General features: G+C 58.1%; 22 protein-coding genes. 15 read left to right on the forward strand and 7 right to left on the reverse strand.

The features are described 5' to 3' along the window. Positions 1-3: 3 nt before the first annotated feature. Together rhaD and rhaM are read left to right on the forward strand one after the other, a co-directional pair. Positions 4-846, forward strand: coding sequence for a rhamnulose-1-phosphate aldolase (gene rhaD, locus ACLI4M_RS20630; protein WP_133623669.1), 843 nt, complete (start codon positions 4-6; stop codon positions 844-846). Then, positions 836-1,150 (forward strand): L-rhamnose mutarotase, encoded by a 315-nt coding sequence (gene rhaM, locus ACLI4M_RS20635; RefSeq protein ID WP_133623668.1) that lies wholly within the window; start codon positions 836-838, stop codon positions 1,148-1,150. The genes rhaD and rhaM overlap by 11 nt, the downstream gene beginning before the upstream one ends. Positions 1,151-1,312: 162 nt before the next feature. Here rhaM and ACLI4M_RS20640 read toward each other — a convergent pair whose 3' ends face one another. After that, positions 1,313-2,497 carry a sugar transporter gene (locus ACLI4M_RS20640; protein WP_133623667.1) on the reverse strand — a complete coding sequence of 395 codons (1,185 nt, stop codon included), beginning with the start codon at positions 2,495-2,497 and terminating at the stop codon, positions 1,313-1,315. 244 nt (positions 2,498-2,741) lie between these two features. Between ACLI4M_RS20640 and glsB the strand changes: the two genes are divergently transcribed. The 3 genes from glsB (at position 2,742) to ACLI4M_RS20655 (ending at position 4,136) form a co-directional block, all read left to right on the forward strand. Next, entirely contained in the window at positions 2,742-3,668 is a 927-nt protein-coding gene (gene glsB, locus ACLI4M_RS20645) for a glutaminase B (protein WP_133623666.1), read from the forward strand. Between the two features lie 175 nt (positions 3,669-3,843). Next, a complete protein-coding gene (locus ACLI4M_RS20650) occupies positions 3,844-4,020 on the forward strand; it encodes a hypothetical protein (RefSeq protein WP_166643179.1) in 177 nt (58 codons plus the stop codon). Continuing rightward, positions 4,014-4,136, forward strand: a complete 123-nt coding sequence (locus ACLI4M_RS20655; RefSeq protein WP_263575952.1) for a hypothetical protein — start codon at positions 4,014-4,016, stop codon at positions 4,134-4,136. The genes ACLI4M_RS20650 and ACLI4M_RS20655 overlap by 7 nt, the downstream gene beginning before the upstream one ends. Before the next feature lie 42 nt (positions 4,137-4,178). On the opposite strand, the gene ACLI4M_RS20660 is transcribed toward ACLI4M_RS20655, so the two are convergent. Next, positions 4,179-5,597, reverse strand: a complete 1,419-nt coding sequence (locus ACLI4M_RS20660) for an MFS transporter (protein ID WP_133623665.1) — start codon at positions 5,595-5,597, stop codon at positions 4,179-4,181. A gap of 117 nt (positions 5,598-5,714) precedes the next feature. Between ACLI4M_RS20660 and ACLI4M_RS20665 the strand changes: the two genes are divergently transcribed. From ACLI4M_RS20665 to ACLI4M_RS20705, 9 genes are all read left to right on the forward strand, one after another. Then, the gene (locus ACLI4M_RS20665) at positions 5,715-6,569 is read left to right on the forward strand and encodes a helix-turn-helix transcriptional regulator (RefSeq protein WP_133623664.1); all 855 of its coding nucleotides are present in this window, start codon (positions 5,715-5,717) and stop codon (positions 6,567-6,569) included. 61 nt (positions 6,570-6,630) lie between these two features. Further along, the gene (locus ACLI4M_RS20670; protein WP_133623663.1) at positions 6,631-7,509 is read left to right on the forward strand and encodes an NAD(P)-dependent oxidoreductase; all 879 of its coding nucleotides are present in this window, start codon (positions 6,631-6,633) and stop codon (positions 7,507-7,509) included. A gap of 210 nt (positions 7,510-7,719) precedes the next feature. Next, complete coding sequence (locus ACLI4M_RS20675) at positions 7,720-8,181, forward strand: Rrf2 family transcriptional regulator (RefSeq protein WP_048916048.1); 462 nt, start codon at positions 7,720-7,722, stop codon at positions 8,179-8,181. 251 nt (positions 8,182-8,432) lie between these two features. Then, the gene (locus tag ACLI4M_RS20680; RefSeq protein ID WP_048916049.1) at positions 8,433-8,774 is read left to right on the forward strand and encodes a helix-turn-helix domain-containing protein; all 342 of its coding nucleotides are present in this window, start codon (positions 8,433-8,435) and stop codon (positions 8,772-8,774) included. Positions 8,775-8,926: 152 nt separating this feature from the next. Continuing rightward, positions 8,927-9,946, forward strand: coding sequence for an AI-2E family transporter (locus ACLI4M_RS20685; RefSeq protein WP_048916051.1), 1,020 nt, complete (start codon positions 8,927-8,929; stop codon positions 9,944-9,946). A 48-nt stretch (positions 9,947-9,994) separates the two neighbouring features. Beyond that, complete coding sequence (locus tag ACLI4M_RS20690; protein WP_133623662.1) at positions 9,995-10,960, forward strand: AEC family transporter; 966 nt, start codon at positions 9,995-9,997, stop codon at positions 10,958-10,960. A 121-nt stretch (positions 10,961-11,081) separates the two neighbouring features. Then, a complete protein-coding gene (locus ACLI4M_RS20695; protein ID WP_099754734.1) occupies positions 11,082-11,999 on the forward strand; it encodes a sugar ABC transporter substrate-binding protein in 918 nt (305 codons plus the stop codon). 96 nt (positions 12,000-12,095) lie between these two features. Continuing rightward, positions 12,096-12,557 carry a ribonuclease domain-containing protein gene (locus ACLI4M_RS20700; protein WP_048916054.1) on the forward strand — a complete coding sequence of 154 codons (462 nt, stop codon included), beginning with the start codon at positions 12,096-12,098 and terminating at the stop codon, positions 12,555-12,557. 1 nt (position 12,558) lies between these two features. Beyond that, positions 12,559-12,825 (forward strand): barstar family protein, encoded by a 267-nt coding sequence (locus ACLI4M_RS20705; RefSeq protein WP_048916055.1) that lies wholly within the window; start codon positions 12,559-12,561, stop codon positions 12,823-12,825. Positions 12,826-12,873: 48 nt separating this feature from the next. Here ACLI4M_RS20705 and ACLI4M_RS20710 read toward each other — a convergent pair whose 3' ends face one another. From ACLI4M_RS20710 to ACLI4M_RS20725, 4 genes are all read right to left on the reverse strand, one after another. Beyond that, a complete protein-coding gene (locus ACLI4M_RS20710; RefSeq protein ID WP_133623661.1) occupies positions 12,874-15,264 on the reverse strand; it encodes a virulence factor SrfC family protein in 2,391 nt (796 codons plus the stop codon). Further along, entirely contained in the window at positions 15,261-18,245 is a 2,985-nt protein-coding gene (locus ACLI4M_RS20715) for a virulence factor SrfB (protein ID WP_133625075.1), read from the reverse strand. Before ACLI4M_RS20715 ends, ACLI4M_RS20710 begins: the two co-directional genes overlap by 4 nt. A gap of 2 nt (positions 18,246-18,247) precedes the next feature. Beyond that, positions 18,248-19,654, reverse strand: coding sequence for an SrfA family protein (locus ACLI4M_RS20720; protein WP_048916057.1), 1,407 nt, complete (start codon positions 19,652-19,654; stop codon positions 18,248-18,250). A 226-nt stretch (positions 19,655-19,880) separates the two neighbouring features. Next, positions 19,881-20,507 carry a Vat family streptogramin A O-acetyltransferase gene (locus tag ACLI4M_RS20725; RefSeq protein WP_133623660.1) on the reverse strand — a complete coding sequence of 209 codons (627 nt, stop codon included), beginning with the start codon at positions 20,505-20,507 and terminating at the stop codon, positions 19,881-19,883. 130 nt (positions 20,508-20,637) lie between these two features. Here ACLI4M_RS20725 and ACLI4M_RS20730 point away from each other — a divergent pair, with 130 nt between their 5' ends. Then, on the forward strand, positions 20,638-21,369 hold the full coding sequence (locus tag ACLI4M_RS20730; protein ID WP_208864881.1) for a hypothetical protein: 732 nt from the start codon (positions 20,638-20,640) through the stop codon (positions 21,367-21,369). Positions 21,370-21,443: 74 nt separating this feature from the next. Here ACLI4M_RS20730 and mqo read toward each other — a convergent pair whose 3' ends face one another. Continuing rightward, complete coding sequence (mqo, locus tag ACLI4M_RS20735; protein WP_133623659.1) at positions 21,444-23,096, reverse strand: malate dehydrogenase (quinone); 1,653 nt, start codon at positions 23,094-23,096, stop codon at positions 21,444-21,446. Between the last annotated feature and the right edge of the window lie 224 nt (positions 23,097-23,320).

Raw genomic sequence — 23,320 nt, forward strand, 5'->3', positions numbered from 1 at the left:
CAGATGCAACAGATTCTCAACTCCTGGTTTGTCCAGGGCATGGTGAAAGCCACCACCGATATGTGGCTGAAGGGCTGGGATGAACGCAACGGCGGCAACGTGTCGCTGCGCCTGCTGGATGAAGAAGTGCAGCCCTTTGCCGCTGATTTCTACCGCGAGCCACGCACCCTGGAACTGAGCCAGCCCGCGCCTCAGCTGGCGAATGACTGGTTCCTCGTCACCGGCTCCGGCAAGTTTTTCCGCAATGTGCAGCTTGACCCGGCCGACTGCCTGGTGCTGCTGCGCGTCAGCGCCGACGGTCGGGCCTTTACCATTCACTGGGGCCTGAGCAACGGTGGCGTGCCGACCTCTGAGCTGGCTTCCCACTTCCAGTCGCACAGCGTGCGCAAAACCGTCACTCACGGCGCCGACCGCGTGATAATGCACTGTCACGCGACTCACTTTATGGCGCTGAGCTACGTCGTCGATCTCGACTCCGCCAGCTTTACCCGTCTGCTGTGGGAAGGCAGTACCGAATGTCTGGTGGTGTTCCCGGACGGCGTCGGCATCGTGCCGTGGATGGTGCCGGGCACCGACGGTATCGGCACGGCTACCGCCAACAAGATGGAGTCACATACGCTGGTGATGTGGCCTTTCCACGGCATTTTCGGCGCGGGGCCAACCCTTGATGAGACCTTTGGCCTGATCGATACCGCCGAGAAGTCATCCGAAGTGGTGGTTAAAGTGCTGTCGATGGGCGGGATGAAGCAGAGTATTACCACTGAAGAACTGGTGGCACTGGGCGAACGCTTTGGTGTGAAACCCTGGCGCGCAGCGCTGGAAGCGAAGCATAACCATGTTGCGTAAAGCCTTTGTCATGCAGGTACACCCGGATAAGCACCGGGAGTATCAGCAGCGGCATAATCCCATCTGGCCAGAGCTGGCGCAGACGCTGAAGGCGCACGGGGCGCATCACTACAGTATTTTTCTGGATGCACCGCGCAACCTGCTGTTTGCCACGGTGGAGATAGAGTCGGAGGAGCGCTGGAACGCGGTGGCACAAACCGAGGTGTGCCAGCGCTGGTGGCAGTCGATGAGTGAACTGATGCCGTCCAATGCCGACCACAGCCCCGTGAGTGCAGAGTTAAAATCCGTGTTTTATCTCGATTGAACCTGTAGGGGGCGACCTTTTTTTCCGGTCGCCCCGTGCCAATGATTTCCACTGAACGTAATGAAGACCTTTTTTTCCGGTCGCCCCGTGCCAATGATTTCCACTGAACGTGATGAAGACCTTTTTTTCCGGTCGCCCCTTTTTTATTTATTACGCCCGGCTTTACCCATTCAACCGCAGCTGCGGATAACGCTTCATACTCCATGCACACCACAGCAGTGATACCAGGCCAATGGCGCCACCCACATAGCCTACGCTGGCCATATTCAGATGCAGACTCACCTGGTTACCCAGCAGCGCACCGCCGCCGATACCGATATTGTAAATCCCTGACAGCAGCGACATCGCCACGTCGGTAGCATCCGGTGCCAGCGCCAGCACGCGTACCTGCACCGCCAGCCCGATAATCATCATCGCCATGCCCCAGATAATACACAGGGTGGAGATTGCCAGCATATGCGTCGCCGCAAGGTAGAGCGACAGCATGCACAGCGTGATTAACGCGATGGCACCCAGCAGGAAAGTCGCCGGATATTTATTGCCAAACATGCTGAACAGCACGCTGCCGACAATGCCCGCCGCGCCAAAAATCAGCAGCAGGAAGGTGGTAAACCCGGCGCTCAGCGCGGCGACGCCCTGAATAAACGGTTCGATATAGCTGTAAGCGGTGTAGTGCGCCGTCACCGTGACCGCAATCAGGATATACAGCGAAACCAGCGCCGGGCGGCGGAACAGCATCGGCACGCTTTTCAGCGACCCGGTATGTTCACTTGGCAGCTTAGGCAGCAGCTTCATCAGGAGCAGCATGGTAACCAGCGCCACCGCACCAATCACCGCAAAGGTAATGCGCCAGCCCAGCAGCTGACCAATCATGCGGCCAATGGGCAGGCCGAGCACCATCGCCAGCGCGGTGCCGGTTGCCAGCATGCTCAGCGCCTGAGTTTTCTTGCCCGGCGGCGCTACGCGGATCGCCAGCGACGCGGTAATCGACCAGAAAATGGCGTGCGAGAAGGCGATGCCGATACGTGAGATCACCAGCGTATTGAAATCCCAGGCAACGGAAGAGAGCCCGTGGCTGGCAACAAACAGCACAAAAATCACAATCAACAGCAGGCGGCGCTCGACATTACGCGTCAGCAGCATCATTGGCAGCGACATCAGGGCGACCACCCAGGCGTAGATGGTCAGCATCAGCCCGACCTGCGCCGTTTGCATGGAAAAACTGGCGCCAATGTCCGACAGCAGCCCCACCGGCACAAATTCAGTAGTGTTAAAAATAAACGCAGCAATGGCGAGCATCACCACGCGCAGCCATGCGGTCTTGCGGGAAACAGTAGTTGATTGCATTGAGATTAACGCTGTGGTTGAGGAAAGATTACCCGTTACGCCGGGCCACAGAACAAGTCGGGATATTGTCTTTTATTTAGTCGTCAGATGAAATAGAAAACTCAAAATAATTGTAAAGCAGATTATTCAAACAATGTGATCCAGAAGCAATTTTTTTTCGCCTGCGGATATTTGACCTGCGTGCTGTCAGGCGGCAAAATCGCGCGATAATTCAGCCCGTAATAGCGACAGCAGGGGAAGGGTAGTGGAAAGCGTTCTGAATAATGAGTTACTGGCAGACATTGTGCAGCAGGTGCGGCCGTTAATTGGCCAGGGCAAGGTCGCCAGCTATATCCCTGCACTGGCAGAGGTGCCCGCCGACCGGCTTGGCATTGCCGTCTGCATGCTGGACGGCACGGTTTATCAGGCCGGTGACGCGCAGGAGCGTTTCTCCATCCAGTCGATCTCTAAAGTTCTGTCGCTGACGCTGGCCCTGACGCGCTATCAGGACAGCGAAATCTGGCAGCGCGTGGGCAAAGAACCCTCCGGCCAGCCGTTTAATTCGCTGCTGCAGCTGGAGCTGGAGCAGGGCAAACCGCGCAACCCGTTTATCAATGCCGGGGCGTTGGTGGTGTGCGATATGCTGGAAACGCGCCTGACCGCCCCGCGTCAGCGCATGCTGGAAGTGGTGCGCAGCCTGACGCAGGAAGCGGAAATCAGCTATGACCGCCATGTGGCACGCTCTGAATATGAGCATTCGGCGCGCAACGCGGCCATTGCCTGGCTGATGAAGTCGTTTAATAATTTTGCCAACGACGTACCCACCGTGCTGCAAACCTATTTCCACTACTGCTCCATGACCCTGAGCTGCGTTGAGCTGGCGCGCTGCTTCCTCTATCTGGCCAATCACGGGCGCGGATTGGGGCAGGGGGAGGCGCTGCTCACGCCGAAACAGACCCGCCAGATCAATGCGCTGATGGTGACCAGCGGGATGTATGACGGAGCGGGGGAGTTTGCCTGGCGCGTCGGAATGCCGGGGAAATCGGGCGTCGGCGGTGGGATTATCGCGATAGTGCCGGGCGAAATGAGCATCGCCGTCTGGTCGCCAGAGCTGGACAACCAGGGCAACTCGCTGGCCGGTACGGCGATGCTGGAATTACTCTCCGAGCGCATCGGTCGCTCAATTTTCTGACTTTCAGTCACACGGCAGGTCAGTTTACTGGCCTGCCAGAACGCCCCATCAATCAATCACCGCAACTAATTATTGATCCACGTCATTCCCTGTCAGTACACCACCTGGTAATATTTCGCGTAGAAAATTAAATTTACATTTCACGCAGTGATACCTAACCCACCGAGGGTAAATCATGACTATTCAGGCAAAACAGTTAACCCTTAACCATCAGCTGCGTCAGTTTGGCGGGTTGGTCAAACTGGCAATGATCCGCACATCTCCACAACTTATTGAAGTCTGGACCATGAGCGGCAACCGCCTGCGCTTTACACCCACTCAGCGCGTCGAGGCCCAGGTCATCCTATGCTAAACGTTCGCCTGCTGTTGATCGCCACGCTGGTGATGCTGTTAGTGACGGTGTTTTGCGTGCTTAGCCAGCCGTCGGTGACGGTGCATCTTCGCCAGGATATTCGGAAACTGTTGTAAAGATGATGGGTCAGGCGCGCCTGACCCTTTAGCGCGGGCAAATTACCCCGCCTGAACCGCCATCCTGCGCCGGGACATCAGCGCCCGTACCACCAGAGCCAGCATAATCAGCCACTCGGCACCCAGCGCAGCCAGTACCGCATGCTGGTAGTTGCCGTGAGGTTGCAGCACCTGGCTGAACACCGTTCCCAGCACCATCGGACCCAGGCCCAATGCCGCCTGCTGTACCGTGGAGAGCATCGCACTGCCTGAGCCAGCGTGGTCTTTCGGCACTTCCGCCAGACCAATACGGAAGAAGCAGCTGACGATAAACGACTGCCCAAAGCCAATCAGCGCCGTAGCCGGCGCCAGGCTCAGTATGCCCATCTGCTGCCAGCTGCTGTTGAAGGTGATCATCAGCCCGATCAGCCCGGCCATCTGGATCGCGCAGCCGGTCAGCAGCGTCGGCAGTTTACCTATGCGTTCCACCACGCGGGCGGACAGCAGCGAGCCGATAAAGTAGGCCACGCCCAGCGCAATAAAAGTATTGCCCGACTGGAAGGCGCTCATGCCGAGGCCCGACTGCAGCGTCAGCGCCACGACAAACATAAAGCCACTCCAGCAGGAGAAGAACAGCACGGCGATCGACAGACCGAAGCGCACGCCGTGCAGCTGCATCAGCGAGGGCGGTAATAGAGGGGCACCGCCCTGTTGCTCGATGCGTTTTTCCACCTGCCACAGGCGCTTAAGCAGCAGTGGAAAGGCGGCGAGCAGGGCGATGCACGGCCACGACCAGTGGAACAGCGGCCCTAACGCCAGTGCAACCAGCAGGCAGCCAATGGCTCCGGCGAGATAAAAGGTTCCTGCCCAGTCGATGGGGACGCGCTGCTGCTTTTTCGTTTCCGGAATGGTGCGCGGCGCCAGCAGCAGGACCAGCAGGCAGAGCGGGATATTAATCAGGAACACGCTGCGCCAGCCGTAGCCGCCGGGATTAGCATTAATCAGGAAACCGCCCAGTACCTGGCCGATAATAAACGCCATTCCACCGATACCACCGTACAGGCCCAGCGCCCGCGAATGTTCACGACCGTGTAGCGAGACATGCAGCGTGGCGAGGATCTGTGGCACCACCAGCGCCGCGCCAACGCCCTGTAAGGCACGCGCCAGCAGCAGCGTCCAGACGCCGGGGGTGATACCGCACAGCAGGGAGGCAATGCCAAACAGCAGCACGCCGATGCTGAAAATGCGGCGGCGGCCGAAGTTATCCCCCAGGCGGCTGCCCATCGCCAGGCTGACGGCGAAGGCGATACCGTAAATGGCGACAATCAGCTCCAGCTGGATCGGGGTTGCATGTAAGGTGGCGGACATGGCATCCAAAGCCACATTCACGATAGAAAAATCAATCATCGGCAACAGCTGACCCGCTAACAGCACTGTCAGACCGCTGCGGCCGAGAGTGGTGCAATCATAACCGCTTTTCATGGTGTGTAACCCTTGTGTTTAACCGTAACCGGGCATAGCATCAGTGAAATCCGAAACGGGTACCAGTTCTTGATTATACTGGTACCCGCACTACCTGCCTGACTGGAGTCACCCCCGATGAGCGAGACGCCGCTGCCGCTGAGCATCAGCGAAAAAAACCGCCAGCTGCTGGCGACATTTTTACGCAGCCGCCGTGAGAGCATTGATCCGTCGCGACTGGGCATGCCGCATCACCGCTCGCGGCGCACGCCGGGTTTGCGGCGGGAAGAGGTGGCTCAGCTGGCGGATGTTGGCGTGACCTGGTACACCTGGCTGGAGCAGGGGCGCGAGATTAAAGCGTCGCCAAAAACGCTGGCTTCGATTGCGACAGCGTTACAGTGTAACGAAGCGGAAACGCAGCACCTGTTTCGGCTGGCGGGCCATCCCACCCCGGTGATGGCAGCGGCCAAAGCCTGTGCCAAAGTGTCGGCGCACGGGCAGATCCTGCTCGACAGCCTTAACCCGCTGCCGGCTATTATCCAGACGCCGCGCTTCGATATTCTCGGATATAACCCGGCGTGGTGCCGCCTGATGAATGTCGACCTGGAGACTATTCCCGCGGAGGATCGCAACTGTATTCTGCTGGCATTCACCCATCCGCAATGGCGGCAGGCGGTGGCCGATCAGGAACAGCTGATGCCGCATATGGTGGCGCTGTTTCGCACCCAGATGGGAGAGCATCTTGACGATCCGCGCTGGCAGGAGCTGCTGGAACGGTTATTGTCGGAGTCAGATGAGTTTCGCGCCATGTGGCAGCGTTACGAGATCCGCGCCATCGACAACCACGTTAAACGCTTCTATCACCCTGAAGTCGGCATCATCACCCTGCGCCAGAATAACTGGTGGTCCGCACCGCGCAACGGGGATCGCCTGCTGGTGTATATCCCTGATGATGAACAGAGCGCTGCGGCCCTAAAGCGCATTACCGATTGAACTTGTCGGGCTCAGGCGTGCCTGAATCTATCTGAATCGTTAAAAAACAAGGGATCACGCTATGAATCAACTGCCAACGGTTGCGGTACTCGGTCTGGGTGCGATGGGCCATGCCTTCGCTGCCAACCTGTTAAAAAATTCTTTCAGCGTCAGTGCCTGGAACCGCACGCGCTCGCGCGGAGAAGATCTCGAATCCGCCGGGCTAACACTGTGCGACAGCCCGCAGGAAGCGGTGGCCAATGCGGACGTGGTGCTGGTGATGCTGTCCGACGGCGCCACTACGCTGGCGGCCTGCAAACTTATCCTGCCGGCGCTGAAAAATGGCGCGGTGCTGTGTCAGATGGGCACTATCGGCATTGAGGCAACTGAACAGCTGCTGCAAAACATCCAGGCGCAGCGTCCGGATGTGGTCCCGGTCGATGCCCCGGTTTCCGGGACTAAAGCTCCGGCAGAGCAGGGAAAAATTCTGGTACTCGCCAGCGGCGATCGTGGGCGTGCTGCCGCAGTTGAACCGGTGTTTGCTGCCATTTCGAAAGGGGCGAAATGGCTGGGTGAAGCAGGAGCCGGTTCCAGAATGAAGCTGGTGGCTAACGCCTGGCTGGTGTCTATGGTGCAGGGGCTGGCAGAAAGTACGCGTCTGGCCGAGCAGTTAGGTTTCTCGCCGGACGATTTCTGGCAGGTGCTGGATGGCGGCCCGCTGGCTGCGCCCTACGTTAAGGGCAAGCTGGCGATGATTGCAGAAGGGGAGTACCCGGCGCAAATGCAGCTGACGTGGGCGTTAAAGGATGCTCGCCTGGCGCTTGATGCTGCTGGAAACCAGCCGCTGCCGGGCCTCAAGGCGATTGCCACCCAGTGGCAGGGCGCGGTGGATGCCGGTTACGGGGATAAAGACCTGTCGGTGGTGTATCGCTATTTGCAGGACGGCGCTAAAAAAGCCTGAGCAGACTTAAGGCACTTGCGGGTGCCTGTTAATAAAGCCCCGTAAATCATCATGATATCGCCAATAGCCCATATCGCTTAGTGGGTGGCTTCAAAAATGCAACAATGTTTGTTATATTATCGAAATAGTGTTTTTATATTTGACTGATTTTTAATGCTTTTATTACCGTTATTCATCCGCAGATGAACAGCAAAAAGCAAGGATCACATCATGCTTGATATTCGTTTTCCTACCGCCCTGCAGATGGTGTTATGCATTGCCAAGGCGGATCGCGAAGGGCTTCGCTGCACCAGCAAAATTCTGGCTGATGGTCTTAAGGCCAACCCGAGTTTTGTGCGCAAAATGATGGTGCCGCTGACCCGCGACGGTATTATTGTCTCTACGCTGGGGCGCTGTGGCACCACGCGGCTGGGCCGCCCGGCAGAAGAGATCACCCTGTGTGATATCTACACTTCGGTGATTGAAGATAAGCCGCTGATGGCGGGGCGCCCGGAAGTGGAGCCATGCTGTGTGGTGAGCGCCAATGCCTGCTGGTACTTTAAACAGCTGGCGAAAGAGGCTGAACAGGCCTCGCTGGACGTGCTGGCTAAACGCACCGTAGCCGATGCTCTGCATGACATTCTGCAACGCAGCGAAGTGAGCGAACCAGAACCGCAGCGCTGCGCCTCCTGATTTAACTCCCTGACTCATCCTTCCCGAATCCTGTTGGGGTGACCCGTTTACTGGTCGCCCCTGAGTTCTGCCAGATCGCACTTATTCCTAAATTTAATGCAACAATAAAACTTGCATTATAGCCGTTCCTGTCTTAACTTTATTAAGTGCATTCGTCAAAGTTACCTTTTACACCTGACAGTGAGACAGGTCAAGGCAACGCAAAGATCGATAAAAAAACCGCGTCAAAAAACAGAATCAGGGGAACACCGATGAGCCATGATGATTTTATTAGCGATCTGGTTAAGTGGATCGACACTCACATTGAAGGGAAGATGGATTTAGACACCGTGGCCACGCGCGCCGGCTACTCGAAATGGCACCTGCAGCGCATGTTCAAACAGCATACTGGCTATGCCCTTGGTGAATATATCCGTGAACGCCGTCTGAAAAAATCCGCTGAACGCCTCGCACGGGGCGGTGAGCCGATTCTGGATGTGGCGATCAGTTTTGGTTTTGACTCCCAGCAGTCCTTTAACCGCAGCTTCAAGCGCCAGTTCGGCCAGTCGCCGGGCGCATGGCGCCGCCAGGTGCAGATTGCTGCACATGCCTGACAGATTGGGCCGTGGGAAAACCCCTTCGGCCCTGTGTTTTTGTTGCCACAATTCCTCTTCGCTTTAACTCCCGTTTATTCAGCCCAACCTTAGCAGGGCATAGTATACTGTCTGAATTCGCTTCATTTTTTTCCTTTAAGACAGGACTTGTCATGGAAATACGGAATGTTAATCGGTCGCAGCTCTGTCAGGCCGCCAGTTATGGCCTGATTTTTATCGCGCTGTTCGCCATCTTCCCCCTGCGTTTACTGCCCTGTTTTCTCGCCGGGTTTATCGTCTATGAAACTATCCTGGCCCTGACTCCGCTGGTTGAGCGGCTAGTGAAAGGGCAGATAGCCCGCTGGATCAGCATCCTGTTCCTCAGCGTGGTGGTTATCCTCGCGCTGGTGACCGGCATCACCAAACTGATTGGCTTCCTGCTGCACGATTTCCAGAACCCCGCCGCTTTCCACGCTACCGCCACCAAGCTGCTTGAAGATGCCCAGCGCACGCTGTCCCCGGTGATCGTGCGCTATCTGCCCTCGGACATCGACGAGCTGCAAAATCAGGTCGTCACCTGGCTGCGTGAGCATCTGGTGGTGGTGCAAACCTTTGGCCGCACGGCGGCGCATACCTTTGCCACCATGCTGATCGGCATGCTGCTGGGGGCGATTATCTCGCTGCGTAACAGTAGCGGCCAGCGCCCGGAAGCGCCGCTGAAGCAGGCGATGCTTGACCGCCTGACTACGCTGGCTGCCGCCTTCCACAACGTGGTGTTTGCGCAGATCAAAGTCTCGCTGGTGAATACCGTGCTGACCTGCGGTTTCCTGTTTGGCATCCTGCCGCTGTTCGGGCTGCATTTCCCGTTTGCCAAAACCGTGGTAGTGCTGACCTTTATCGCCGGGCTGCTGCCGATTATTGGTAACCTGATTTCCAATACGGTGATTGTGCTGATCGGTCTCTCGATTTCGCTGGAAGCGGCGCTGATCGCCCTGATTTACCTGATCCTGATCCACAAGCTGGAATACTTCATTAATGCGCGCATCTTTGGCAGCCGCATCAGCGCCAAGACCTGGGAGATCCTGCTGGCGATGCTGGTGTTTGAATCCGCTTTTGGGCTGGCTGGCGTGGTGGCTGCGCCGGTTTATTACGCCTATCTGAAAGCTGAACTGCGTATCGCTCATCTGATTTAATCCTGAACCATTTCGGCCGGATGCTTCCGGCCGCGAGACGGAGTTTTCATGCCGCTGATAGCCACGCTGCTGCACCAGATACTGATTGCCATGCCGCTGTTTGTCCTGATTGCACTGGGCTGGCTGCTGGTGCGCTGGCGTCACTGGCCGGAAAGCATTACCGAAGCAATTAACCGCCTGGTGTTTCGCGTCGCGCTTCCGGCGATGCTGTTCCGCCTGATGTGCGACTTCAGTAAGGGCCCGCCGGTTGATGGCCGCCTGCTGATTGCCTTTTTCGGCGGCTGCCTGCTGGTGTTCGCACTGGGTAGGGTAGTTGCTTCACGCCTGTTTAAGCTTGATGGCATTGCCGGTTCAGTATTCGCGCTGGGCGGAATTTTTTCCAATAATGTGCTGCTCGGCTTGCCCATTGCCCGCGTCATGCTGGGGGATGCGGCTATCCCATCGGTTGCGCTGGTGCTGGTGTTCAACGGCCTGATCCTGTGGACGCTGGCAACGGTTTCGGTAGAGTGGTTTAAGCACGGCGCGCTGAATCTCAAAGGCTTTGGTAATACCGCGAAAAGCGTGCTTAAAAATCCGCTGATTATCGGCATCCTTTCCGGCACCGCGTTTAGCCTGAGCGGGCTGCCGCTGCCGCAAATGGTTGACCAGCCTGTCACCATGCTCGGCCAGATCGCCGTGCCGCTGGCGCTGGTCGCGCTGGGGATGAGCCTGGCCGGCTACCGCATCAAAGAAGGGCTGGCCATCAGCTACGCGCTAAGCACCATCAAGCTGATTGTCCAGCCGCTGGTAGTCTGGGGGCTGGCATGGGCGATCGGGCTGCCGCCGCTGGAGAGCAAAGTGGTGGTGCTGCTGGCTTCGATGTCGGTCGGGGTCAATGTCTACCTGATGTCGCAGCAGTTCAACGCGCTGACCGGCCCGGCGGCTACCAGCATGCTGCTCACCACGCTGTTTTCCGCGCTGACCACGCCGCTGTTTATGCTGTTGATGGAGCTGGCCTATCACGGCAAAGCGTGATGGATGTTACGGAATCGTTAAAATCAGATTGCATTCAAACCGTTCATTTCATTAACCTCCAAATGCGGTTGTGATGTTTCATTTTATCCACCGCAGTCACCTTTGCCTCTGGAGAATAATAATGAAACATTTTAAAAAACTGCTGCTGGTGGCCGCGTTAAGCTGCTCCGCTTCCTCACTGGCCGAAACCATTGGCGTGTCGATGGCCTATTTCGACCAGAACTTTCTTACCATTATCCGCCAGGCGATTGATAAAGAGGCCAAAGAGCGCGGCATCAAGGTGCAGTTTGAGGACGCGCGCGGCGATGTCGGGCGCCAGACCGACCAGGTGCAGAGTTTTATCAGCGCCGGGGTGGATGCGATCATTGTTGATCCGGTCAATTCAGCCGGAACTCCCGTTATGACCCGGCTGGTTACCCAGGCTAAAATCCCGCTGGTCTATGTTAACCGTACGCCGGGCGACCCGAAACTGCCACCGGGCGTGGTGTTTGTCGGCTCCGATGAGAAGCAGTCGGGTACTTTGCAGATGGAACAGCTGGCAAAACTCGCCAACTATCAGGGCAAAGTTGGCATTATGATCGGTAACCTGACCGATGCCGGGGCACTGCAGCGCACCAAAGACGTTGAGCAGGTGGTCGCAAAGTACCCGAAAATGAAAGTTGTGCAGAAGCAGACGGCGAACTATTCACGTAGCGAGGGCATGGACCTGATGCTCAGCTGGCTGAGCAACGGCGAAGAGATTGATATCGTCGCCGCCAACAATGATGAAATGGCGATTGGCGCTGCGATGGCGCTGCAGCAGTCAGGCATTAAACAGAATAAAGTGCTGGTTGGCGGCATTGATGCCACGCCGGATGGTCTGAAAGCGCTGGCCAGCGGCAAGATGCAGGTCACCGTATTTCAGGACGCTGTTGGCCAGGGCAAAGCCTCGGTAGATGTCGCCCAGCGTATGATCAAAGGCGAAAAGCTGGATTCTTACCACTGGATCCCCTTCGAGCTGGTGACGCCGGAAAACATGAAGCAGTACGAGAATAAATAGCCATAACGGCAAAATCTGGCGGGAATAGCGCAGCTGCTGGCTTTCTCGCCACGCTTTTCTCTACGCCCCACATCCTGGCTTTGCTAAACTACGCCCATGAACAAAAAACTTCTTATTGCCGCGATCTTCGCGATTGCCGCCGCGGCGGCCGGGCTGCATCATCCGGCGAAACCGCCGACTTCATCAACACAATCCACTCCGACTGCGCGTCAGGGTGCCAACGATATCAGTACGCTTACCGCTCAGCAGCGAGTGGCGGACTATCTGCAACAGCATCAGCGGCTGCCGGACTACTACCTGCGCAAAGGTGAGGCGCGTAAACTGGGCTGGGACCCGTCAAAAGGTAACCTGTGCAACGTGCTGCCGGGGCGGGCCATCGGTGGCGATCGCTTCAGCAACCGCGAAGGGGGGCTGCCAGATAAAGCAGGGCGCCGCTGGTTCGAAGCCGACGTCAATTATCAGTGCGGGCGGCGCGGCAGCGATCGCATGCTCTACTCGAGCGATGGCCTGATTTACGTGACGAGCGACCATTACCGCCATTTTCAGCAGGTAAATTAATATGCAACTAGTGAGTTTTGACTTACAGCAGGTGGAAGATCGCGCCGACTTTTATCGTCAGTTCGCCGCCCGATTTGCGTTGAGCGAGTTCGGCAGTAATCTCGATGCCTTATGGGATGTGCTGACCGCTGGCGTGGCGCTGCCGTTGAGGATCACTCTGCGGCATCTGCACAGGCATCCTCAGCAGGCGGAACTGCAGGGCATCATTGAGGTGATGCAGGAAGCCGAACAGGAAACGGGCGGCGCATTTAGCGTACGGGTTTATTGAGCTTCTCCGGGTCGACCGAAAAAAAAGGTCGACCCCTACGCGAAATCATTATCGGCGGATCACGCTCAAAATCTTCGCCAGCCTTTCACGCTCTTCGCCGCTGATTTCGCGCGATGCCGCATACCCGGCATTCTGCACTATCATCTCATTCAGCCCCACCAGCCAGTCGTAGATATAAAACGCGGCGTGGTTATTTGGCTTCAGCGCCAGACGCGTCAGGCGCTGACCGGGCCCCAAATTAACCGTCTGTGCTTCCGGCTTGGCGAAAATCTTCTGCCCGCGATTGATGCGGCTGTCCGGGCGCTGCGCTTCCGGCAACTGCTGGAACCCCAGCCAGGCGACGAAATCACCCAGCACGCTCAGCGCACGCGACACCTGACGATCGGCGATCTGCTCAGCGGGCAGGCCCGCCGCATCGCTGTCGGCCAGAATGCGCAGCAGCGCCGCTTCAATCTCCTGGCGTACGCTGGCGGTGATCAGCTCTTCGGTCAGCATCTCCAGCGTCGGTTTGGTCACGCCAAGCAGCTCCAGCAGCGGGCCGTTATCCGGCAGCAGGCGTAGCTGATTGATCCAGTGGCGATAGACGTTCTGGGCAAATTCGGCTTCCTGATCCACCACCGGCGCGCTGTGATAGCTGGTCTGTACCGCCGTCAGCGGCTCATCGCTCAGCAGATCGATAGTCATACCAATGCCAAACGGATCGTCCTCGGAGATGCTGTACTCGTCAGCGGCAGTTCGCTCACTGCGCTGATACTGGCGCTGCAGGAACAGGTGACGCAGGGTATCGCGCACCGGCACCAGGCGCTCCAGCAGTTCGCCGTGCACGCCGGTGCGGGTCTGAAGCGCTTTCAGCAGCGTTTCGGCGGTGCGCAGGCGCTCGGCCGGATCTTCACCTTCCGCCGCCTGATACCAGCGCCCGAGCAGGTTTTCACTCAGCTCGCGCTGGATCTCGGCGCGGCAGGCGGCAATGCGCTCCAGCTTGCTGTCACGACGCACTTCATTGACCAGGTACCCGGCCATACGCTGCACGCCTTTTTCATCCATCGCCAGCATGGCACCCCAGGCATCGCCCGGATTGCCCACGTAGCGCTGCACTGCCGCATCGTGGTTGTGGCCGTGGGTAATGCGTTGATCAAACGGCGTCATCGCCCAGATCAGCCCAGGCTTGCGGCCGCTGCGCTGCACGCTGGTTTCGCCCTGAGTTTGCTTCACCCAGAAGTCGAGCAGGCGGCCAACGTGGCGCGTTTCATTACGGTGTGCCGACGCGCTGCACACCAGCAGATGAGTGACATCCTGCTGTACCGCCGCACGCTGCAGCAGGAATGGGCGCCGCGCCTGCAGGAAGCTCAGCGCCAGCGCATGCTGATCGTCGTCCGGCAGCACCGGCAGGCTGACAAAACCAGGGTAATCGAGCAGGTCGACTTCGCTAAACAGCTCCTCGCGCGGCGCGCTGTAGAGCGGCAGCAGTACTTCGCGGCTTAGCAGCGTCAGTTCTGCCAGCGCCACGCTGACCGGGGCCAGAGAACGGCCACCGTGGCGCGGTACCACCTGCAGCGTCAAATCGACGGTGGCATTAAACTGGCTGACGCCGGAGCTGTTAAGCAGGCTGTACGAGGGTTCGTCCAGCACGCTGAGCGGGGCCAGAACGTCGCCCACGCAGGAGAGGTGGTGCAGCACGTGCGCCAGCTGGCGATACAGTGCCGTCAGCTGGCGATCCTCGCCCCACAACAGGGAGAACAGGCGGGCGCGGTCGTCCACGCCGAGGAACGGAGCCTGCTCCACCGCCTGCGGCCAGAAATGGCTCTCCAGCGCGCTGTTGCGCGCCAGGCTGAAATGCAGGGCATCCCACAGTGCCACCATCTGATGACGGTTGATGCCGTCAACCGCTTCCGGCTGGCGGTACATCGCCACGTTCTGCATTTTCTCGCCAAGCTGCGATTCATCAAAGGTGACAGTGTCACCCACGCGCTGCGCATACTGGAGCGCCAGCACCGCAACCAGCTCGCTTTCACTGAGCAGAGTGAGCTGCACCGGCCAGCTGCTGTCGCTGCTCTGCTGCTGACCGCTGAAGCGTAATACCAGATTACTGGTGTGCTGCTGCGGGTTAAGCTGGCCGGCATAATCCAGCACGCTATTGCCAAATGCGCACTCCAGGCGGCCCTTGTCGCTGGCAGCCAGGGCGCCAATCAGATAAGACTTGCCCGCCTGCGCCAGACCGAACAGGCCTATTGCCGGGTTGATCGGCGTGTTGCGGGCCAGTACGCTGGCCTTGTTGTGCTGGCGCAGCAGTTTGACCGCCAGGCGATCTGCTTCCATATTCAGGCGCGGCGCCTGCTGGCGGTTATCCTCCAGCCACTCCAGCGCCTGCTCAATACCCTGCGTCAGAGCATCACGTTTTTTGTTCGCCTGGGCGGTGAGGATCTTATTTAACGATTTCATTTCTTGTAGACGCTCCCGCTGTCAATCCAGTAATGCGCCATGCCCGATCCGCTGCTGGCAAGGGTGTTGAGGCGCAGACGCAGATGTTCAAGCGGCACCTGGCTGCCGTCATCAAGCGTCGCATCGGCAATATCAAAACGCTCCGGTCCGAACTCGCCAAACGGGCGGCTGACCGCCAGCTTAATGCGCAGCACTTTATCCCCGGCTACGCTGCGCGCCAGCTGCGAATCGACAATCGTCAGGGTATACAGCGGTGACGCAGGCCAGCGGTCATTGTCCAGCTGGCGGAACCCTAAGGTTAACGCGCCGCGCACCTGGAATCGGCTACGCACTTCCAGATTAAAGTTCTGCTGGTCGAGGTCAATATCGCTGTACCAGACGTTATCCGCCGTCAGCGCGCCGGTGCCGTCGAGCATCCCGAGATAGCGAATGGTCGAGTACGGCTGGAAGTCCCCGGCCTTGAACCAGAAGTTCGCCAGGCGCAGGTCCAGCGACAGCAGGCACAGCATCGCGCCGACCGCGGCGGTAGATTTCGGGTTCTCGATTTTTCCCTGCTTGTTGAACGGATACCAGTCATTGGTGTGATAGCCGTCCAGTGAAACAATGCGGCTCACCGGCAGCGGTTGCAGGTGGCGAAACAGCGCCTGCACGCCGGGGAAGCGTGAAGGGCGGCCGGTCAGCAGCAGCACATCGCAGTCGTATACCGCCACCACTTCCGACATTGAACGCAGGCTGTGGGTAATGTTCATGCGCGGCGAGAGGAACTCAGCGTGCAGCTTGCTGAGGCGCACAATCAGCGCCACATCGAGAATATCGAAGGCAGCCGCATCGCCCGGCAGCTCGCGCTGGATCTCGCGGTTAATATAGTCCAGCAGTTTGCTGGTCGGCGCCTGCGCCAGCAGCTCACCAAAGCGGGCGTCAATCTCTGCCGTCAGGTCAAGCGGGTCGAAGGTTTCATAGGCTTCCAGCACCGCCTGGCCCAGCGGGATAAACAGCTGCAGCGTCACCTGCTGGCGCAGGGTTGAGTGCCCGTCAAGGCGGCCTTCATGACCGAACAGGCGCGTCATGACCGCTTCAGGGTTGACCATGCCAGCCTGCTTAAAGGCCGCCTGCAGCGCGGGCAGTACGTACAGCTGAATGACGTCGAGCAGGATATCGTCGCCCGCCAGCTTAAAGCCCTCGCGGAACAGCAGGCGCGGCATAATTTTTACGTTATTACCTACGCCGTCATCGAGGCGATATTGAGTAATTGCCAGGTCGGTGGTGCCGCCGCCAATGTCGATGGAGGCGATGCGCAGCGTCTTGCCCGCCGGTTCATCGGCAGCACGGGCGCGGTCGGGGCGTACCATGCTGGCGAAGAAGGCTTCAGCACGGCCACCAAAGTTGACCTGGGTTTCGTTATAGAGATAAACCATCTGGCCGCAGGTGGCTTCATCCCACTCCATCTGCACCTCCGGCACCGGCACGCTGCTTTTGGCTTTATCCTCGGCGCGGGTGAAATCGTCATCCGCCGGGTGCCAGCCCATGGCTTTCCACACCAGCGCAATGGCCTCCAGCATGCGGCGGCGGAAGATCTCACGCTCCGGCTTCGGCATGGCGGAAGGCAGGGTGAGAATGATATTACGCAGCTGGCGCGGGGCGCTGCTGTGCAGCATTTTCTGGCGCTGCATCGGGCTGTTCATCTGCAACAGCGCCTGCGCCAGAAGCTCGGACAGCATCAGGCTCATCACCGAGCTGCGGCTGTAGTGCGGGGAGAACACCGGCAGGCGCTCATCCAGCGGTATGCTGTACAGCGGCTGGCCTTCATCATTAATCAGGTAGGTCAGCGGCAGCGCGGTCGCCAGCGGTTCCTGCTGCTGATTGCCCGGGGTACGGCTGAAGCGCCAGCCCGGCGTGTAGCTCTCTTCATCCCACAGGTAGCGGCGCGGGCTGGAGAGCCCGGTAGCACCCTCGGTGCCGAGGCGCTGCAGCGCCAGATTGCCGGCTTCGCGCCCGACGCGGACGATCGAAGGCCAGGTAAACGCCTCATCGCGGCCGCTTTCCAGCGAGAAATTCTGCTTGCCGAAGCTGGCCTGGGCGAACTCGACGCGGCTTTCAAACAGTTCGTTATACAGCGCATGGGGATGGCTGAGATTACGCATCTGTAGTTCGTAGGTGTGCTTCAGGCCCTGGTGATCGTCAACGTGATCTTCCACCATAATGCCGCAGGTGTGAGAGTTACCGACGTCGAGGATCAGATCCACGGCAATAGCCGGCTCCTGCAGCGTCGCCGCGCTGATTTTCAGCTCCGGCACTGACAGCTGCTCGCCGAGCATATGCAGGACGTTGAGATAGTGCGCCTGATACTCAAACTCGCGCAGGGCGGCTTTAATATTGACCTGCGGGCGCTGTTCAAGGGTGGAGGCGCTGTCGCTAAATACTTCGCGCAGCCAGCCGTCAATCCAGGTGTGGTCAAGGAACTCGCCCAGCTCGTCGCTGCGGTGGGCCAGCGCGAAATTGACGCCGTTCTTCACATCATTTTCATTCAGCGCCAGCGACTCATCTTCGCCATCGGCCCAGACTTTGGTGTCAAACGCCAGCACGATGCGGTGGGTATGGCCGCTGGCATCCGGTTTATCCAGCGCCACAACCTGGACGCGCGCCCAGTTATCCGGGCCGCCGATAAAGGTGCGCGGCGGGTTGAAGCGGAAGAACGGCAGCGGCAGCCACTGGCCGCACAGCAGGCTGAGCGACTGCGCCAGCGGGAAACTGAACTCCGGCTTGACCACTTCGGCTGGGGTGCCCGCCGCCTGCGGCAGCAGGTACTTGGCGCTGGGCGCGTGATAGTTCAGGCGCAGCAGCGGGCCATTCGCGGTCTGGCGGACAAATTTACCCGGCCAGTCGTTGTTCAGGTCCGGCGTCAGCGCAAAGTCGAGGAACTGGATACCACTGTTCTGGACCAGCGTCATATTGGGTTTGAAATCAGCAATCGTCGCCAGCATCATTATTTACTCTCACGCTTCATGGTCATCGGCAGCACCGTGTCGGCATTGTAGCTGCCGCTGCACTCGGCAGGCCCGCTCAGGCCCTGTTTACACACCAGTTCCGGCATCTGATAGCGCGAACCATCGCTGCATCGCGCTTTCGTGCGGCTGTTAATCACCAGGTTGCCGGAGGACATCAGCCCGGCGAATACCTCGACCTTACAGCTAACGCCGTCGCCCTGGGTGATCCGCGCCGTCCCTTTGCCATTTTTCAGCTGATATTTCAGCATCGGCGGGGTGCCGGTCGGCAGATTTTTCTGCACCAGTACGCGCCAGTTACCGTTAAGGAATTTGGTCGAGCCAATTTTGACCGCATCGGCAGGCAGCACCAGATCGTCTTTCGCCACCGGGCGCGCGTCTGCGACAGCTTCCACCGCCGGTTCAGCCGCGGTCGCTGCTGCCGGGGCCGCAGCGGGTGTAACGGCAGCCGGGGCGATAATCGCCGGTGCCAGTGGCAGAGTAGGTGCAGCAGCCGGAGCGACCGGTGCGGCTGGCGCATTCGCAGCTTGCGGTGCGGCAGGCTCGGGCTGTGCGGCGGGTTCAGGCGCTTTCACCTCTTCAGGCGCTTTATCGCTACAGCTTTTCAGCTGCACGCCAAAGGCAATCAGCAGCACCACGGCCGGAACAACCCAGCTGTAGCGCAGCCAGGCTTTCATCGGTGGTTTTGCCGCAGGCGTAGCGGGGACCGCCGGGGCTGGCTCAGGTGCGATTGCCTCCGGCTCGTCAATAATTTCCAACGGCGGAATAGTGGGCATCACTCGCGGCGCGGCGGCGGGTTCAGGGGTAATCAGCGGAGCAATAACCGGCGATACCGTAGCCGCAGCGGGTGCAGGGGCTGCCGCGACCGGTGCAAGGCGCGACAGGCCGAGCTGCGGCTCATCATCTTCAACTGCGCGCAGGCAGTCGAACGCGTCCTGGCGGGATTTTTTATCCAGGCTGACAAAGCCCCAGAAGGTGATCACCGGTTTGCCGCCCACCAGGTAGACATAGTTCTGGTCGGGGAACTGTAACGCCTTGCTCAGCAGGGCGCCGAACAGCTTCTGGCTCGGCTTATCGGACTGCTGGGCGCGGTCGCTAATCTCTGCCAGCGTGCTCTGGCAGGCGAGCAGGTCATTCAGCGCTGCCTTGCGTGCGCTGTTGCTGGCGGCGGCCCACGAACTGACTTTGCCATTCACCGGCGAGTACCAGTCCAGGCGGTCGCCCGCGTCGTTAGGCTGCGGGATCGCCAGGCAGTCGGCCAGCGCAGACTGTTTTCTCAGGCGCAGGGTTTCGCGCAGTTGCAGAGCGGAGAGATAGACCGGTTGCCCGTTCTCCCCCAGAGCGAGCACAGCATCAAGATTGCCACTGCGTAAGAAGATTTTTGCCACGCAAAAGACCTTATAGTCAGAGTTCGGAAGAAAAAAGCGTGTGTAATCAGAATATTTTAACGCTTTGCGACTTAAATCAAATGCGCAAATAAGCGGTGAAACGCAACAGTACTCAGGCTATAGCCGGGCAGGAGCTTGATATCCGGGAGAATGAAATGGCGAAATGTGACACGGGTAGTGACAGTGTCACATCAGATAATTGCTAATGGGTCAGGCAGGCCTGAGCCTAACCTTTAAGCGCTGCAATATCACCCGCCGTAATTCCAGCAAGATGGGCAGTTATTTTCTCCACTGGCCAGTCCCACCAGGCTAGCGCTTCCAGTTCGGCAATCACCTCATCACTAAAGCGTTTGCGGATGACTTGCGCCGGGTTACCGCCCACTATGCTGTACGCCGGGACATCGGAAACCACTACGGAGCGTGAAGAGACGATCGCGCCGTTGCCGATGCTCACGCCCGGCATAATCAGGCAGTCATAGCCAATCCAGACATCGTTGCCGATGCAGGTATCGCCTTTATAAGGCAGGTCGCCGGGTTGCGGAGCTGCGCTTTCCCAGCCGTTGCCGAAAATAAAAAAGGGAAAGGTCGACATGCCAGAGGTCTTATGGTTAGCGCCGTTCATAATGAACTTCACGCCGCGAGCCAACGCACAGAATTTGCCAATAACCAGCTTATCGCCGATAAACGGATAGTGATAAAGGACGTTGCGCTCGAAGTTCTCCGCATCATCAGGATCGTCGTAGTAGGTATAGTCGCCGATAATGATATTGGGGTTGGTCACGCAATTTTTGATAAAGCAGACCTGGGGAAAGCCAGGGAGTGGATGTTTCTCGCTGGGGTCGGGTCCGTGCATATATCCTCCTGAAGCAGTAGCGTAAAGAGAGTGTAATTCAGAGGAAACCGAAGCGCCTCACGCTGTATTCAAACGGGCAGTGACGCTATGATAGCAGCGCGCCAAATTCGGCAGAGGAGAATTCGCCATAATGTTTTATCGTTTTACGCTGGCAGCGGTTGTTGCCGCCACCACATTGACAGGTTGCGCTGCCTTTAAATCAAATACTGCCGTGGCGCCCGTTAGCCAGGCGACGCAGACTGCTGATGCCCCCGCTGCAACAGCCCAGCCCGAACAGCCGGTGCAAACAGAGCAAACAGAGCAAACCGCGCCAGCCGAACAGCCGGTGCAGACTACGCCTATCACTGCGCCCGGTGCCGTCACCGAAGGCAGCCCTGAGGCGACGACAGCTGAGGCAGCAACCGCTCCGGCAGCGACCGCACCTGACGCGCAAGTAGAAACGGCCAGCGCTCCGGCCCCGGCCGAAACGGCCACGCCTGCTGCACCTGCCGAACCGGCTAAAGAAGAAAAGGTCACGGCGGCGCAGGGGACAGCAGCAGTAGCACCGTTCAGCAGCGGCCCAACGCAGATTGATGTTTCGCATATCGTCACCCGCGCGGATGATGGCTCCTCCATCACGCTGACCATCGACGGTACTGAAGCGGGCATTCTTAAGCGCGGCGAAAAGCGTGCGCTGTTTGTCGAGCCGGGCAAACACAAGGTGGGCGGCTACGTCCAGACGCTGTTCGGCTTAGGGCGCGTAACCATTCCGGCGGTGGAGATCACCACGGTACCGGGCAAAGTGAAACATGTGGCCTACTCGGTTACCCGAACCAAGCCTGCATTTGCTGAAGCGCCAGACACCACCAAAACCCCAGGCTGATATTACTCTCAGCGGAGTGAACAGCAAAAAAAAAGGCCGATCCTCAGGATCGGCCTTTTTGGTTGGCGGGGAACTTACAGCGCCATATCGTGCTGCGGGCTCTCTGCGCGTTTCTCAGCGGGAGCAGCAGGGGCGTTCTGCTCGCCGTTCATGTTGATCACCGGCGGCTTCACCAGCTGCAGGGTGGCTGCGGTGTCATCCCACACTTGCTGGGTCAGCGGCGTGTTGCCGTTCAGCTGCTGGCCATAGCTCGGCACGATAGTGCGGATTTTGCTCTGCCACTCAGGAGAGTTGAACTGCTCCGGGAACAGCTTTTTGATCACGTTGAGCGCGATAGGGGCCGCAGTAGACGCGCCCGGTGAAGCGCCCAGCAGGGCCGCGACGGTTTTCTGCTGATCGGTCACAATTTCCGTACCCAGCTTCAGCACGCCACCTTTATCGGCATCCTTCTTGATGATCTGCACGCGCTGACCTGCCTGGATCAGTTTCCAGTCCTCTTTACGCGCGTCCGGGTAGTACTCTTTCAGCGCGGCGAAGCGGTCGTCGTCATTCAGCATCACCTGACCAATCAGGTATTTCACCAGGTCAAAGTTATCCAGGCCGACGTGCGTCATTGGCATGAAGTTGCTGGTGGTGGTGGTGCCCAGCAGATCGAAGATCGAACCATTTTTCAGGAACTTGGTAGAGAAGGTGGCAAATGGCCCGAACAGCACCACGCGCTTACCGTCAAGGTAGCGGGCATCCAGGTGTGGAACGGACATCGGTGGTGCGCCCACTGAAGCCTGACCGTATACTTTTTCCTGATGCTGTTTAGTAATTTCCGGGTTTTCAGTGACCAGGAAGGAGCCGCCCACCGGGAAGCCTGCATAGTTATCCGCTTCCGGAATACCGGTTTTCTGCAGCAGCTTCAGCGCGCCGCCGCCGGCACCGATAAACACATATTTCGCATCGATGCTGTGCTCTTCACCGCTGTTAACGTCTTTAACCGTCACATGCCAGGAGTTATCGGCATTGCGCTTAAATTCGGTAGCCTCGGTCGAGGTTTCAAGGGTGAAGTTTTTATCTTTCTTCAGGCTGCCGATCAGCTGACGGGTGATCTCGCCATAGTTGACATCGGTACCCACCGGGGTCCAGGTGGCGGCCACTTTCTGCTGTGGGTCGCGACCGGCAATCACCAGCGGTGCCCACTGCTTGATCTGGTTCTGGTCAGTAGAGAACTTCATGCCCTGGAACAGGGTAGTCTGCTGCAGTGCCTGGTAGCGCTTGGTCAGGTACTCCACGTTCTTATCACCCCAGACGAAGCTCATATGCGGCGTCGAGTTGATGAAAGAGTGCGGGTCGTTGAGCACGCCGCGTTTCACCTGAGCGGTCCAGAACTGGCGCGAGATCATAAACTGTTCGTTGATATCCAGCGCTTTGCTGACATCAATTGAACCATCAGCACGTTCCGGCGTGTAGTTCAGCTCCATGTTCGCAGAGTGGCCGGTCCCGGCGTTGTTCCAGCCGTTCGATGATTCGAGTGCGACACCATCCAGCTTCTCTACCATCAGCTGTTTCCAGCCTGGCTGAAGTTCCTGTAACCAGGTTCCTAAGGAAGCGCTCATGATACCGCCGCCAATCAACAGCACGTCGGTTTTCTGTGGAGCAGGGGTTTCAGCATGCAGTGCAGTAGATACCAGCAGAGCAGACAGAGAAAGCAGGGGAATTGTTTTTCTAAATTTAGACATAGCAGTGAGAGATATCTATATAGGTTTCAAAATTGAGGCGATATTTTAACGAACTTAGATGAAAAGTTAAGAATTATTTGCAGCTTTTAGTTTAAACACGATTAATAGGGTTAAATTTAACAATTAAATTATTTAGTTAAATTTTAAAAAAGCGTCAATTATCAATGACATGTCTCGATTTTAAATAGGCATGCTATCGTTATTGCCATCTGCAGGCTTTAGCT

The organism is Erwinia sp. LJJL01, assembly GCF_047300805.2.
In the GTDB taxonomy this organism is placed as follows: domain Bacteria; phylum Pseudomonadota; class Gammaproteobacteria; order Enterobacterales; family Enterobacteriaceae; genus Erwinia; species Erwinia aphidicola.